Origin of the sequence: Candidatus Kapaibacterium sp. (assembly GCA_023957315.1) — a bacterium.
GTDB lineage: Bacteria > Bacteroidota > Ignavibacteria > Kapaibacteriales > UBA2268 > PGYU01.
The window spans coordinates 1-15,290 of the sequence record JAMLHE010000021.1 but is presented as its reverse complement, the minus strand read 5'-3'; the positions used below and the strand labels follow the sequence as shown (position 1 = coordinate 15,290).

At 39.4% G+C, this 15,290-nt stretch carries 14 protein-coding genes; 10 read left to right on the top strand and 4 right to left on the bottom strand.

The annotated features are described in order from the left end of the window. The first annotated feature begins 197 nt into the window (after window positions 1-197). The 9 genes from atpD to M9949_14490 all read left to right on the top strand — a co-directional run bounded on the left by atpD (window position 198) and on the right by M9949_14490 (window position 8,758). Window positions 198-1,607 carry a F0F1 ATP synthase subunit beta gene (gene atpD, locus M9949_14530; protein MCO5252621.1) on the top strand — a complete coding sequence of 470 codons (1,410 nt, stop codon included), beginning with the start codon at window positions 198-200 and terminating at the stop codon, window positions 1,605-1,607. A gap of 15 nt (window positions 1,608-1,622) precedes the next feature. After that, window positions 1,623-2,039 carry an ATP synthase F1 subunit epsilon gene (gene atpC, locus M9949_14525; protein ID MCO5252620.1) on the top strand — a complete coding sequence of 139 codons (417 nt, stop codon included), beginning with the start codon at window positions 1,623-1,625 and terminating at the stop codon, window positions 2,037-2,039. Window positions 2,040-2,099: 60 nt separating this feature from the next. Then, entirely contained in the window at window positions 2,100-3,566 is a 1,467-nt protein-coding gene (gene guaB, locus M9949_14520; GenBank protein ID MCO5252619.1) for an IMP dehydrogenase, read from the top strand. 19 nt (window positions 3,567-3,585) lie between these two features. Further along, window positions 3,586-4,719 (top strand): Xaa-Pro peptidase family protein, encoded by a 1,134-nt coding sequence (locus M9949_14515; GenBank protein ID MCO5252618.1) that lies wholly within the window; start codon window positions 3,586-3,588, stop codon window positions 4,717-4,719. A gap of 10 nt (window positions 4,720-4,729) precedes the next feature. Further along, the gene (locus M9949_14510; protein ID MCO5252617.1) at window positions 4,730-6,019 is read left to right on the top strand and encodes a glycosyltransferase; all 1,290 of its coding nucleotides are present in this window, start codon (window positions 4,730-4,732) and stop codon (window positions 6,017-6,019) included. A gap of 107 nt (window positions 6,020-6,126) precedes the next feature. Continuing rightward, window positions 6,127-7,065, top strand: a complete 939-nt coding sequence (locus M9949_14505) for a fibronectin type III domain-containing protein (GenBank protein MCO5252616.1) — start codon at window positions 6,127-6,129, stop codon at window positions 7,063-7,065. 14 nt (window positions 7,066-7,079) lie between these two features. Beyond that, window positions 7,080-7,436 carry a hypothetical protein gene (locus tag M9949_14500; protein MCO5252615.1) on the top strand — a complete coding sequence of 119 codons (357 nt, stop codon included), beginning with the start codon at window positions 7,080-7,082 and terminating at the stop codon, window positions 7,434-7,436. Window positions 7,437-7,476: 40 nt separating this feature from the next. Further along, window positions 7,477-7,989, top strand: a complete 513-nt coding sequence (locus M9949_14495) for a hypothetical protein (protein MCO5252614.1) — start codon at window positions 7,477-7,479, stop codon at window positions 7,987-7,989. 211 nt (window positions 7,990-8,200) lie between these two features. Then, a complete protein-coding gene (locus M9949_14490; GenBank protein MCO5252613.1) occupies window positions 8,201-8,758 on the top strand; it encodes a hypothetical protein in 558 nt (185 codons plus the stop codon). Between the two features lie 114 nt (window positions 8,759-8,872). Here the strand turns inward: M9949_14490 and M9949_14485 are convergent, their stop codons facing one another. From M9949_14485 to M9949_14475, 3 genes are all read right to left on the bottom strand, one after another. Beyond that, window positions 8,873-10,552: an AlwI family type II restriction endonuclease gene (locus M9949_14485; GenBank protein ID MCO5252612.1), complete on the bottom strand. Its 1,680-nt coding sequence runs from the start codon at window positions 10,550-10,552 to the stop codon at window positions 8,873-8,875. A 6-nt stretch (window positions 10,553-10,558) separates the two neighbouring features. Beyond that, entirely contained in the window at window positions 10,559-11,467 is a 909-nt protein-coding gene (locus M9949_14480; protein MCO5252611.1) for a Dam family site-specific DNA-(adenine-N6)-methyltransferase, read from the bottom strand. A gap of 209 nt (window positions 11,468-11,676) precedes the next feature. Then, on the bottom strand, window positions 11,677-13,905 hold the full coding sequence (locus tag M9949_14475; protein MCO5252610.1) for an NADP-dependent isocitrate dehydrogenase: 2,229 nt from the start codon (window positions 13,903-13,905) through the stop codon (window positions 11,677-11,679). Window positions 13,906-14,164: 259 nt separating this feature from the next. Between M9949_14475 and M9949_14470 the strand changes: the two genes are divergently transcribed. Further along, window positions 14,165-14,818: a hypothetical protein gene (locus M9949_14470; protein ID MCO5252609.1), complete on the top strand. Its 654-nt coding sequence runs from the start codon at window positions 14,165-14,167 to the stop codon at window positions 14,816-14,818. A gap of 13 nt (window positions 14,819-14,831) precedes the next feature. Here the strand turns inward: M9949_14470 and M9949_14465 are convergent. Then, window positions 14,832-15,290 (bottom strand): hypothetical protein (locus tag M9949_14465; protein MCO5252608.1); only part of this gene is annotated, 459 nt, incomplete at its 5' end.

The following is a 15,290-nucleotide window of genomic DNA, read 5'->3' as shown; positions in this document are numbered from 1 at the left end:
TTTATTAAAATAGTGAAAAAAAGCCATTAAATGCAATAAAATCAACATTTTTTAGTCAAAGATAAAATTTCGGTAACAAACAATCGCTTTTTGTGATTTGTAATGACATAAAAAATAGTTATTTTTGCAACTTATGCTACTAAAATATTAGAAATGAAAATTACACTTATAAAAATTTAATAAAGGTTCTATAAAGCATGAATGAAGGGCAATTAATTCAGGTAATCGGTCCGGTAGTTGACGTACAATTCCCACAGGGAACGATTCCGGCGGTGTTGAATGCATTAGAAATTCATTTCCAATCCGTTGAAGACGGTTCCGATAAAGTTCTTGTCTGCGAAGTTCAACAACATCTTGGCGAAGATAGAGTCCGTGCCATTGCAATGGACAACACTGACGGTTTAGTTCGGGGCATGAAAGTTTATGACAAAGGCTCGCCTATCACAATTCCGGTCGGTCCGGCAGTATTAGGCAGAATGATGAACGTCATCGGGCAAGCTATTGACGGCAAAGGCGAAATCGAATCTGATATCAGATACCCTATACACCGCCCTGCCCCGAAATTTGCAGACCTTTCGACAACCAAAGAAATGTTCGAGACCGGAATTAAGGTTATTGACTTGATTCAACCTTTCACCAAAGGCGGCAAAACCGGATTATTTGGTGGTGCAGGTGTGGGCAAAACAGTTATTATCCAAGAATTAATCCACAACATTGCAAAGCATCACGGTGGATACTCTTGTTTTGCAGGCGTCGGCGAAAGAACTCGCGAAGGTAACGACTTGTATCTCGAAATGGAAGAATCAGGCGTACTTGACAAAACTGCATTGATTTTCGGTCAGATGAACGAACCTCCCGGAGCACGTTTCCGTGTAGCACTTACAGCCCTCACAGCAGTTGAATACTTCCGCGATGAAGAAGGCAGAGACGTACTTTTGTTTATAGATAATATATTCCGTTTCATCCAAGCAGGCTCCGAAGTTTCCGCATTGTTAGGTAGAATGCCTTCAGCGGTAGGTTACCAACCTACTTTGGCAACAGAATTGGGAGCTTTGCAAGAACGTATCGCTTCTACTTCCAAAGGCTCTATTACATCCGTTCAAGCTATTTACGTTCCCGCAGATGACTTGACTGACCCTGCTCCGGCAAATACCTTTACGCATCTTGATGCAAAAACAGTATTATCGAGACAAATTTCAGAATTGGGGATATATCCTGCTGTTGACCCATTGGATTCGAGTTCGAGAATCATGGACCCATTGATTTTGGGCGATGAGCATTATAATACTGCTATCAGATGCATCCAAGTTCTTCAAACTTACAAAGATTTGCAGGACATCATCAATATCTTGGGTATGGACGAACTTTCTGACGAGGACAAAACTTCGGTTTACAGAGCCAGAAAGATTCAAAGATTCTTCTCGCAACCATTCCACGTTGCCGAACAATTTACAGGCTACCCGGGTGTATATGTTACTATCGCCGAAACTATTGCAGGATTCAAAGCTATTCTCGACGGTCAATGCGATGATATTCCCGAAGGCATGTTTGCTTACAAAGGTACTATAGACCAAGTATTTGACGCTTGGAAAAAGAGTCAGAACTAAGGAATGAAGTGAAAAATGGCTGATAATTTTTTAAATATTGATATAATAACCCCACTCAAAACGGTTTTCTCGGGACTGGCAAAATCTGTCAATGTACCCGGGTCGAAATCTCCGTTTACGGTGCTTATTAACCATGCTCCGATAGTATCAAGTTTAGATATTGGTATTATCAAAATCCTGACTGATGAAAACATGGAGCTTATTTATGCTACGGACACAGGATTTGTCGAAGTTCATGACAACAAAGTTTCTATCGTAGTCGAATCTGCAGATGAATCCAATGAAATAATTAGAGATAAAGTCATAAAGACAATCGAAAAATTACAAACTGATTTAGAACTTACTTCAGATGCTTTTACTCAGACCAAATTTAAGAACTTGATAAAATTAAACGAAATCAAACTGAAAGTTTGCCCGACCGCAAACAACTAAAATAATGGCGGAGAAAGCATATCTCCGCTTTTTCATATTTATAATTTGAGCGTATTTGTGATGATTGAGAACAAAATATTATACGAAGGAATCACATACGACGACGTATTGTTAATCCCGGACTACTCGCAAGTCTTGCCCCGCGACACAGAAATTAAATCTAAATTAACCGCAGACATTACACTGAATGTGCCTGTCATAAGCGCCGCAATGGATACAATTACCGAATCGAACATGGCGATTGCCATGGCTCGGGAAGGTGGTTTGGGCGTTATCCACAAAAATCTTTCCATCGAACAGCAAGCTGACCAAGTTGACCGAGTAAAGCGTTCCGAAAGTGGCATGATAAAAGACCCCATCACTCTCACCGTTGACAAATCTGTCGCCGATGCACTTGAGCTAATGGCAAAATATCATATTTCCGGAATCCCGATTATAGATGACAATAGAAAGCTCATTGGCATTATAACCAACAGAGATTTGCGATTCAAACCCAATCCGCAGGAAAAAATTGCGGACGTCATGACCAAGGAAAACTTGATAACTGTCCCCGAAGGGACAACTCTCGAAGAAGCTGAAGTTGTATTGCAAGGCAAAAGGATAGAAAAACTTCCTGTCGTTGATTCGAATATGATTCTGAGAGGGCTGATTACTTTCAAAGACATTCAGAAAAAGAAAAAGCACCCCAATGCCACTAAAGACGAAATGGGCAGATTGTCTGCTGCTGCTGCGGTAGGAATAGCTTATGATACACTCGAAAGAGTCGAAGCACTCGTTAATGTGGGCATTGATGCTGTTTTTGTTGATACGGCACATGGTCATAGCAAAGGTGTCATAGATATGGTTAGGCGAATCAAAGCCAAATACCCGTCGCTACCGATAATTGCGGGAAACATCGCAACTGGTGGAGCCGCACAAGCATTGATTGATGCCGGAGCAGACGGCTTAAAAGTCGGAATCGGACCGGGCTCAATATGCACAACGAGAATTATTGCCGGAGTTGGCATTCCGCAACTAACTGCCATTATGAACGTAGTAGAAATAGCGTCCAAGTACAATATTCCGGTTGTGGCTGACGGCGGTATCAAACAAACAGGCGACGTCGCTAAGGCAATTGCCGCCGGAGCTGATACTGTTATGATTGGCAATTTGTTTGCAGGGCACGAAGAAAGCCCGGGCGAAAAAATCTTATACGAACGCCGTGCATTCAAAATTTATCGTGGCATGGGTTCAATAGACGCTATGCAAAAAGGTTCTGCTGACCGATATTTCCAAGATACTGAAGATGAAATCAGCAAATATGTACCCGAAGGAATCGAAGGCAGAGTGCCTTTCAAAGGCAACGTTAGCGATACTGTTTACCAACTTATCGGCGGATTGCGTTCTTCGATGGGTTATTGCGGTTGCAAAAACATCGATGAATTGAAAACAAAAGCTCGATTTAACAGAATTTCAAGTGCCGGATTGAGAGAATCACACCCTCACAATGTCAGCATAACTAAAGAATCACCAAATTACTTTGTTTAAACAATAATTACAAAGACCTATGGCAAAAAAGACAGCACCTCGTAAAGTAACTGACGAACCTGATTACCCGAAAATCATCAACAGAAGGCTCGACCAGCTAAGGTTTTCTCTCGAAGACCATAAAGTAGAAGCGATAGCGGTAAGTTTTTTACCTAATATCCGTTATCTGACAAATTTTTCCGGCTCGAATGCGATTTTCTTCATTTTGGAAGATGAATTGCATTTTATTACCGATGATTCTTACGAAGAACAAATCAAAGAAGAGCTCTACAAATTACCCAATCTCCACTTTCACATCACGAGAAGCCCATGGGAATATATTGCCAAGAAAAAAGTTCTCAAAGGTGTGCAATCAATTGCTTTCGAAGCAGACAAGATGCCCTATTCAGAGGCAGTCGCTATTCGTAATGTTATCAGACCACTGAAATTCAAACCGGCTGAAAATCTTGTAACAAGATTTACCCAACCGAAAGACCCCGATGAATTGAATTTCATCAAGAAATCTATCGAAATTTCTCGCGGTGTATATGAATATATGCTCGGATTTATCAAACCCGGCATGAGTGAAAAAGATATTTCGAATGAATTATGCTATCAATGCCGTAAAAATGGCTCCGAAGGCGAACCATCAGATATCATTGTTGTTTCGGGCGAACGTAGCAGCCTTGTGAATGGCAATCCGACCGACAGAAAAATCAAAAAGAACGACCTGATTATCATGGACTTTGGCTCTAAAGTCAATGGATTCGGTCCTGATATTTCGCGAACTGTCTCAATCGGCAAAATCAACAAAGAACAGAAATTGATGTATGATTTAGTCCGCAAGGCTCAACAAATTGTACTCAAAGAAGTCCGTCCGGGAATGAACGGCAAGTATCTCGATTCGGTAGTTCGCAACTTTTTCAAGAAAGAAGGATACGGCGATAGCTTCAAGCATACGGTTGGTCACGGCGTAGGGTTGCGTGCTGTAGAAAATCCCGTCATCAGCTATGAATTAGATGACCAAATCGTACCCGAAGATTGCGTAATTAGTATCGAACCGGGATTGTATATCCAAGGCAAATTCGGTATCAGAATGGACGAGTTGATTTTAATCACCGTAAGTGGTGGCAGCGTGCTGTCGGCACCTCCCGATGAGATAGACGTAATTTGACGCAAGCGTAATGGTATCAGAAAACACAACAGATATTTACTCAAATTTGAAGCGCAATGTCCTTGTTATAGCGTACTATTTCCCGCCTATGGGATTGAGTGGCGTTCAGAGGACTTTGAAATTTGTAAAATATTTACCGAAATTCGGTTGGCATCCAATTGTGCTTACAACCGGAGATTTGGACTATTATGCTTTCGACGAAACCTTGATTGAAGAGCTCGGCGAGGAAAATATCACTATTGTCCGCACTCCGAGCAAAGGGAAGCCGACGAAAACCAGAAATTTCCCGAATCAATTTATTCACAAATTAGGCAGAATGTACAATGATACATTCTTCGTACCTGATTCGAAAATCGGTTGGAAAAAGCAAGCTGTCAACACAGCCAATGCAATTATTGCCGATAATGAAATTCACGCAATATTTGCCACTGCACCGCCATTCACTGACTTTTTGATAGCCGATGAAATAGCTCGCAAACACGACATCCCATTTCTTGCCGATTACCGTGACACATGGGTGGATAACCCGTTCAAATATTATCCAACTCCAATGCACAAGAACAAAAATCTGAAATTGGAACAAAGGATTCTCTCTCATGCTCACAAATCATTTGTCACCACAAGATTTGCCAAAGAAGTGCTGTTGCGTCGCTACAGGTTTCTCTCCCACGAAGACATCTTGATTCTGCCACACGGCTACGACCCCGAAGATTTCGCAAACGCAAATCACGGACACAATGACAAGAGCAAATTCGTAATTACTCATTCCGGTCTCTTCCAAGATGACCGTACTCCCAAGTATTTTCTCAAAGCACTCTCGATATTTCTCTCCAAAAATAAACAGGCTAAAGAAGCCACAATACTCAGATTTGTGGGGCTTATGCGTCCTTCGCATCTCAAAATGGCAAGCAAATTCAAACTGTCCGACAACATCGAATTAACCGGCTATGTAACTCATAAAGAATCAATTCGTCATATTCTTGATTCTGATGTTCTTTGGCTTATGATGAATGATACGTACCGGTCGCCGGGCAAGTTATATGAATATTTTGGAGCAAGAAAGCCCATATTCATAAATGCCCCCTCAGGACCAATGACGAAAATTGTCCAAGATAGCGGTGCCGGATTTGTTACAGAACCCGACAACGTGAAGGACATCGTCAAGAAGCTGTCAGAGCTCTTCGAACTATGGCAAAGCGGCAATTTGCCAAAGCCGAGCGAAAAGTTCGTAGCAGGATTCGACCGAAGCAAAATCACCAATGATTTGGCTCGCGAATTATCACTTTCAGTGAAATACTGATAAGCAGTCGAATATTAACGCATTTTCATATTCCAAAATATTAACAATAGTATTTCGTACATTAACATTATTACTTTAACGTATTTACAAACTTTTTTGGAGTTTCTATGTCTTATTCTAAACTTTTAGCAGTTTTATTTGCATCATTATTGATGGGCTTTCTTGTCACTTCATGTACTGAAGATGACCCCGTTGACCCAACTAATGAAAAACCGGCTGCACCCACAAATCTGATGGCTCTATCAGTAAATGAAACTACCATTCATTTAAAGTATGATATCTCCCCATCAGAGCAAAACTCACTATTCCAAGATTACTTCCTTAATTATTGGGTAGTTGGAGAAACAGCAAACCCTATGACTATGGCAGTTGCGAAAGGTGTGAACCCAATCGCAGTTACCGGACTTGAAGAAGGTAAAATTTACGAATTCCAACTCGTAGCACGCTACACAAACAATGAAAATTCAGCAGCTTCAGCAAATGTTAAATGGTCACCTGCTTCAAGATTCGTTGAAACTATCTTTGATGCGCCAATCAAAATTTATGAATCAGCTTCAGGCTTTGGAAGTGGTTTGCAAATTTACGATGGTACAGAAGGTCCAAGCTCACTTACAGTAACTAATGGAGCAAATTGGGATTTAGGTTTGGAAACTGCTGGAAATACTATCATGTTCGGTTCGGCTACTAAATTAGGTTATAATTTCCAAACACAACCACAACCTACTTTTATGATGACTGATTATTTCTTGGCTGATGCTTTGAATGATGTTTTTGATAGCAGGTCAATGGATGATGGCGACCGAAATACAAAGTACGCAGAAACCACTTTGGATTTAGCTACTGTTGCTGGTTCACAAAATGCAATTTTCTACGTAAGAAAATACCAACCGGGCAAAACAAGATATAATTATGCAAAAGTCATGGTAGAAAGAAATGCACTTTCAGGTGGATTCTTGCATGGTGTTGCACCAAACAGACACCTTATTCTGCATATCTCATACCAAAAAGTTGAAGACGTTCCTTATGCTAAAACAGCAAGTAATTAATTAAGGATTGCAATATGAAAAAAATAGCAGTTTATTCCATCATAATAGCGATGCTCGCAGCATCGGTGTTGACAATTCAATATGCCTATGCACAAACCACTATCCAAGGTCAAGTCATAAGCCTTGATTCGTACCTCACAGGTGGCACAGGCAAAGTCGCTAAAGACAAAGCCAAAACTCTTGCCGATGCAGGGCATGCGATTGTACTCAAATCCGGCAACACAATCTACTTCGTTTATAACGAAGACGGTTCATTTGCAGGGAAAAGACTCGCGTCCTTTGCGACAGCAGATAACGTTGGCATAGTCGGGAAAACCAAGACAGTTCACGGATTGAATATCATCATCATGACGATGATTGACGCTATGTAGTTGCATAAGCAATAATTATTAATAATTATCTGAGGAATTTATGATTAAGAACTTTTTACTACCTTTGATGATGGCTACTCTGATGCTTACTTTCGTTGCTTGCGGCGATAAGACAGAAGAAGCCCCATTGCCAGAGGAATCAATTGAAGATATTATTGACTCGGTTGAAACAACACCGGATGTCATTGACACCTTAGTACTTACTCCGGAACCTGTTGTCGAAACCCCTAAGAAGGACGGAGACAAAGCCCCTGCAAAACCCGTTGACGCAACACAGAAACCACTCGAAGGTTATGTAGCCTCGCTTGACGGATTGGTACAAGGCGGCACCGGGAGAGTCAGCAAAGCAGATGCTACTGCCATAGTTGGTCGCGGAGGACTCTTAGTGTTCAAATCGGGCAACAAAGTCTATTTCGTTTACAACGAAGACGGCTCATTTGCTTCCAAACGCCTTGCAGCATTTGCCTCAGCCGACAAAGTCGGAATCTTGGGCAAATCACAGACCAAAAACGGAATCAACATGTTCATCATGACTCATATGGACGCCATGTAATCCCGATTCGACACAGCATTTCTTCACAGCCGCCCATTTGGGCGGCTTTTTTTTTGGGGGTTTGGGGGTGGCAAATGCCGTATTATGACATTTCAAATCTTATATTTGTAAGTAATTTTCAAAGTATTTTGGATTACTACTATATTCAACAAAATTTGGATATGTCGTTTATGATTTGTAAGTTTGTATGAAATATTTTTCTGAGGGATTAATGGAAATAATTATATGGTCTGGTTTGATTTCAGTAATAATTTCGACAATATCGGCAGTAGTAGTAGGGCTAGTTCTAAAGCGTTATGATTTCAAGAGCGAATATTATAAACTGATAATACGAAAACGTTTAAAAGCATATTCCTATATTGAAAAACATTTAACAATCCTAAAGTCGACTTTCATTGATGAAGATGATAAACAGTATCATTCTATATTTTATTATGGTCATGAAAATTACAATCTTAAATTACAAGCATTTGAACAGTCAATGGTTGAAAATATTTGGTTTACACCCGAAACCATTGAATGTCTTTTAGAGTTAAATGAATTATATTTCAGTATTGCAAGACAAGTAGCCAAAGTTAAAGATAAATCAAACCGTAGTTTAATTGAAATAGGTAAAGAACATTTTCAAAAAATTAATGAATTAGGGGGTAAACTACAAGATTCAGTAAAAGAAGACTTATTAAATCTCCATAACATTAAATCTTTTAACAAAAAAAAATGGAAAATCAATCTAAGTAATATACTAAATAGATGGAATTTGCATCTTTAAAAATATTACAATGACATGAAAAATCTACCTACCATTAAAATGTTCAAATAGATTCTTTTTTTCCTGTTCAATTATTACAACTGACAGAGGCTACTTGATTTAACTCGCATGCCTTCATTCAGTCAGCCAATTTAGAGCCTCTTGAGTTATTCCATTATACCAATCCACTTCATTTTCTGTCGAGTTTGCCAATTCATTTGAACGTTCGAAAAATCGTTGAACATGACTTGGTTCAGGAACATAATTTGCATTATGAGAGTCCTGAACCATTTTAATAAAAACACTCAATGGCAATGGAACTATTGTTGAAGTCCCACCATAATATTGAATGTTCATTTTATGCAATGCGTAAAAATGTGCTTTGCATGAGTCATTTATGTTTGGGGCAATGAATAAACAGTAAGCTGGTTTTTCAGTTTCTCTTTTGTATTTTGCAAGGTGTCTTGATACTGGCTCACCTTCTGTTTCATACTGTCTTTGTCCGCTTTGCATAGTTACTTCGACTGTTAAACCGAAGTCTCCATAATCGCAAACAATGTCTGCCATATTGCCCTGTGCTGTTGACATTGGATTTCCAAAGTCGTCAAATTTTAAATTAGCTTTAATCTCTCCACCGTCCAACATTGTCATTGCTCTCCAAGTATTCCATTCCAACATTAGCGGAGTGTCATATAGCGAATTATCGAGTATTTGGTCAAATGTTGTAGATATTTCTTCAAAGAGTCGGTAGTCTTTGATTGCGGCAACTTGTTCTGTTAATAATTGTTCTTTTCTGTTTTCTAACTCGTCTGCAAAAAGGTTTTTAAGGTCTTGTAAAGTTGCATTTGGTGATATTTCAATTTGCGGAAATTCAGTACGTATTTTTTGTTCGAGTAATTCTCTATTGTCCGTTAATAAATTGGGAATTTGAGGATTGCCAAGATAATCAACATATTGAATTTCGTCATCAATGAATATGGGGTCTCTGTTTGCATTTTGTAAGAAATAATCAACTTCTTGAATTTTTTCCGGAACAATAGAAATAGATTTTCCTATATGTGAAATGTTTACTAACCCTGTTGCTCTTAAATAACGAAAACAAGCATCTGCATAATCTCGCATATTACTTGATTTCGTTTTCAAATATTTTGGAATTGAATTATCCTTTGTTTGTCGTGTTCGAGTGTTTCCTGAATTTATATCTGAACTATAAATTCCTCTTAATTCTGCATCCCAGTATTCTTTACGAAAACTTTTGTAATTCCCGTCAAACTGTGCTTTTGCATTCCTGAACTGGTTGATTTTTTCGACAATCGTATCAAATCCTCTGTAATCAACTAACTGCAATCCAAACATCGTCAATTCATCAAATTTCAATGTTCCAAAATGTCTAATTAGGCGGAAAATTTCTAGATAAGGTTTGACCCAAAAATTTGCTGACTGTTCTGTGGGTTTATGGAATGGAGAAGGAATTTGAAATTTAAGCAACTGTCTTAAAAATATTTCTTCTTTTCTAATTGAACTTATTAATTCTTTGCCTGCCGATGTTAGTTTAATTGTAGGGGACAAAATAACGAAACCAAGAGCTTTTGGCGCACGGTTTATTCTATCTCTTGCACTAAAAGCAGGATCATTCGCACCTTCGCCATTGAAAAAGTTTTCCTCCCTTAATAGCTCCATAAATGCTCTCTGAGTTTCATTCCCCCATTTCCTCCCTGAAAAGTGAGTAGATAATAATCCGATTTCAGGAATCATTTTGGCTGGTGTCCTAGGAGAAGTAGTGACGAAAATTACTTTACTGTTTATTCTTGGCATATCATTTTACAGTACTAGATCTTTTTCAAATACAATTTTTGGGAAATATTTTTTAGATACGTTGCCATAATTTGAAATTAAAATATGGCTCGCTTCGGACTTAAATCTGTTTCTAATATTTACTGCATAAGATTTTCCATATTCATCAACAATCATGTCTTCATATAACTTTTCAGTTAATGGAGTTCTGCCAATTACCATAAGTGCTTTGCATTTTAATTGTTTATATTGATTAGCTAATTCAATATGATTTTTTTCGTTAAAGCCGTCCTTATGCTCTATATTTCCATAGTCCGAGAAAACACAATCATAGGGCGGGTCTAAAAACATAAAATCATCTTCATTTGCCATTCTAAAAATTTCCGAATAGTCGAGATTGTAAATTTCCGTGTTTGCAAGTAAGACACTATGGGCTTTTGTAACCAAAGTAGTATTAAGGTTGGCATATCTTCCATAGGGAACATTAAACTCACCTTTGGAGTTATTGCGTATCATTCCTGAATAAGCTGTCTTGTTTATAAAGAAATAAAGCAATCCATCAGAATATTTTTTCTCATTCAAATCATTGAACATATCTCTTATCTTGTAATATAGAGATTCGTTGTCGTCGTCTACACGTTTATCAGGTGCTTGACGTTTTAGTTCTTCAAATTTTTGGCGATTAATCGTATAAATTTTTTCAATTTCAGTTAGTTCCGCTTTGAGGTTGTCAAAGTTGTATTTTACTTCCAAATAAAAGGATATTAGTTTTGAGTTGATGTCGTTTATGATTGCTTTCTTAGGTTCTAAGTAAAAGAATAACGCGCCGCCACCAAAAAATGGCTCAATGTATCTACCACAATATTGTGTAAGATGTTTAATTAAATGAGGAATTTCTTTTGATTTTCCACCCCTATATTTTACTAATGGTTTCATATTAAGACAATTTTGGAATACCACTCATTACTATAGCTTTCTATTAGCAACATCAACTTTATACATATTCTAAAAAATATTATTAATGATTTAAAAATTACATCTAATGCAAATATAACAAAAATTCATATAAATTTATTAATTTTATACTCACAAAAAAAAAGGCTGCCCATTTGGACAGCCTTTGGGAAGAATTTTCCGGGTGCTTTTTACATTGTGTCAATTATGTGGTTGAAAGTGTAGCTGGGACGCATCACCTTTGTGGTTTTGTCGTGGTCGGGCATGTAGTATCCACCGATGTCTGCGGGTGGACCTTGTGCGTCGAGCATTTCCTGAGTGATACGGGTCTCATTTTCAGCCAAAGCGGCAGCGATTTTCTCGAAACGCGTTTGCAGTGCGGTGTCGTGCGATTGTTTGGCGAGCGACTGAGCCCAATAGAGTGCCAAATAGAAGGAACTGCCGCGGTTGTCGAGCTCTTTGACCTTGCGTGAGGGCAGCTTCCCGTTCTCAAGATAGATTCCGATTGCTTCGTCGAGCGTTTCGGATAGGATTTTGACCTTCGAGTCCATTGTTTTTTCGTAAGCAAGCTCCAAGGAAGGCACGAGGGCACAGTATTCGCCTAAGGAGTCCCAGCGGATGTGGTTTTCCTTCAATAGCTGCTGAACGTGCTTGGGTGCCGAGCCTCCTGCGCCGGTCTCGAACAATCCGCCACCATTGAGCAGCGGCACTATCGAGAGCATGCGGGCGCTGGTGCCGAGTTCGAGGATTGGGAATAGGTCTGTGAGGTAATCACGAAGGACGTTGCCGGTCACCGAAATTGTGTCGAGCCCTTGGCGTGTGCGTTCAAGCGTGAAATTCATGGCATAGACGGGTTTCATGATACGCAAATCCAGCCCAACTGTGTCGTAGAGCGGGAGGTAGTCGTTCACTTTTTTGATGATTTCGCGGTCGTGGGCGCGCTGCTCGTCCAACCAGAAGATTGCGGGCGTGTCGGCGGCTCTCGCTCTTTTGACGGCTAATCCGACCCAGTCTTTGATTGGCAAATCTTTCACTTGGCACATGCGGAAAATATCGCCCTGTTCGACGTTTTGGGACATGAGTACCTTGCCGTCGGCATCAACAACGCGAATTGTGCCGCTCTCGCCGGCTTCGAAAGTTTTGTCGTGCGAGCCGTATTCTTCGGCTTTTTGTGCCATCAAACCCACGTTGGAGACGGCTCCCATGGTTGCGGGATTAAATTGCCCCTTGGCTTTTGCGTCTTCCAAAATCGCGGAATACATCGTAGCGTAGCTTCTGTCGGGTATCATGGCGATGCAATCTTGCAATTTGTCGTCATTGTTCCACATTTTTCCGCCGTCGCGAACCACATTTGGCATCGAAGCGTCAACGATGATGTTGTTCGGGACGTGGAGATTCGTGATTCCGTACCGCGAATCAACCATTGCGAGTGCGGGTTGGCTCTCGTAAACTTTGGCGATGTCGGCTTCGATTTCGGCTTTTTTGTCGTCGGGCAATCTGCTCAGTTTTTCGAGCAAATCCGTCAAACCGTTATTGAGGTTGACCCCGATTTCCTTCAAAGTGTCGGCGTGCTTGTCTATGGCGTCTTTGTAGTAAACTTCGACGGCGTGACCAAACATAATCGGGTCGGAAATTTTCATCATAGTGGCTTTGAGGTGCAGCGACAGGAGCACATCGTCTTTGCGGGCTTCTTCGATTTGCTCGGCGAAAAATTGGCGCAAAGCCGCGACGTTCATCACCGCTGTATCAATGACTTCGCCGTCTATGAGCGACACTTTCGGCTTTAGCACCTTGACTTCATTGTCCTTGCCGACGAATTCGATTTTGACATCGGTAGCTTTTTCAATCGTGACTGATTGCTCAGAGCTGAAGAAATCCTTATCATTCATATGCGCCACGCGAGATTTGGAGCCGGATTGAGGCCATGGCTGCATCATGCGGTGCGGGAATTTTTGGGCGAATTTCTTGACAGCTGTTGCTGCACGGCGGTCGGAGTTGCCTTCACGCAAAACGGGATTGACAGCGGAGCCGAGGCATTTTGCGAATCTTTTTTGCAGAGCCTTTTCATCGTCGTTTTGGGGTTCTTCGGGGTAATCCGGAATATCGTAACCTTTGCCTTGCAACTCTTTGATAGCCGCTTGAAGCTGGGGAATTGAGGCACTTATATTGGGCAACTTGATGATGTTTGCAATCGGTTCTTTGACGAGTTCGCCCAACTGAGCGAGATAGTCGGGGATTTTTTGCTCGTCGGTGAGCCGCTCTGGAAAGTTAGCGATGATTCTGCCTGCCAAGGAAATGTCCCTTGTTTCGATGCTGACGCTCGTTCCTTTGGTGAAATTTTGCACTATTGGAAGCAAGCAATAGGAGGCGAGTTCGGGTGCTTCGTCAATTTTCGACCAGATAATTTTATATGATGACATATTATAAACCTATGATATATAGTAAAATATTTAATTTCAAAATCAAATTCACATAGATAACAAATTTAAGAAATTTTTGGCAAAAAGCAAGTAAGTCTATCAAAGAAGTGGAAATAAAAGGGGGGAGATGGAGAAATCGTTCTATTCAAGAATTTTCTATTGCATTTATGCATCATTTAATTATATTTGTATTGTGCTTATTGAGAAGAATTGGATGAGAAGATGTTGAAATTTTTTTAGAATAGTAAAGGTTAAGACAATGAAAACTGTATTGATACTTTTTATAGCGATAATCTCCTTACAGAATGCTTTTGGCACGGCACAAATTCCTGACAAAATCAAATATAATGATATGGATTACAGCTTATTTAGTAATCCTTTAGAAACATATTTCGAAAAGTATCCGGACTTAAGACCCAAAGGTGGATGGCAGTCAACAGCACTATGGCGCGGTTATAAAGCAAGCTTTGAGATTAGCCGCGATATTCTTTATTTGCGCGATATTGAAATTAATGTACGTGACACTGATTCGAAGAAAAGGTACGCATCAAAATGGATAAGTGTTTTAAACGACGTATTCCCAGACCAAAAAGATATAGTGGTAGATTGGCTAACCGGACTGCTCGTTTTGCCTTCCGGTGAATTGTTGGAATACGTTCATATGGGCTATGCTTCAACTTATGAAAACTACTTGTTATTGGAAATTGATAAAGGAATTTTGATAAAGGAAATACAATTTACGGGTGAGGAATATGAAGAATTTAAGGATAAACAATACCAAGCGTTTAAACAAACTGACGAATATCAGGAAATTAAAGCCGAATTGTTAAAAGATGGTAATACTGAAGAATTCATTGACGATTTTTTGAAAATATATGTGATAGAATACTCCTCTAAAATCTTGATAGAATGAGAAGTGAATAGTTTTACTCATCCCTAATCATCAGCAATTTGATTTGCTGGGCACGATTCTCGAATTGAATAAAACTATGACCACTATTTTCAAACCATTCAACATATTTAATATATGGATTAAAAATATTTAGAAATTTATCATAAGTAATTACTTCGTCATCTTTGCTTAATAAAACGCTGAAATTAGAATTCGTTTTATTATTCCGCATCATATTAAAAATATTTTTTTTTAAATTAATAATATAATCTATTTCTTTTTGTGGTAAATACGCCTGCAAGGTTATTTCGGGGAAAAATGAGGGATTAATTAATAAAATTGGAATATCATATTTGAAATGTAAATATAGCGATTTAATCGAACCAATAGAGAATCCTAATAAATATATCTTTTTATTTTCGGAAATATATTTATCAATTAATAATTCTAATATTTCGATAGGCTCATCATTATAATCAACCTTTATCGTTTC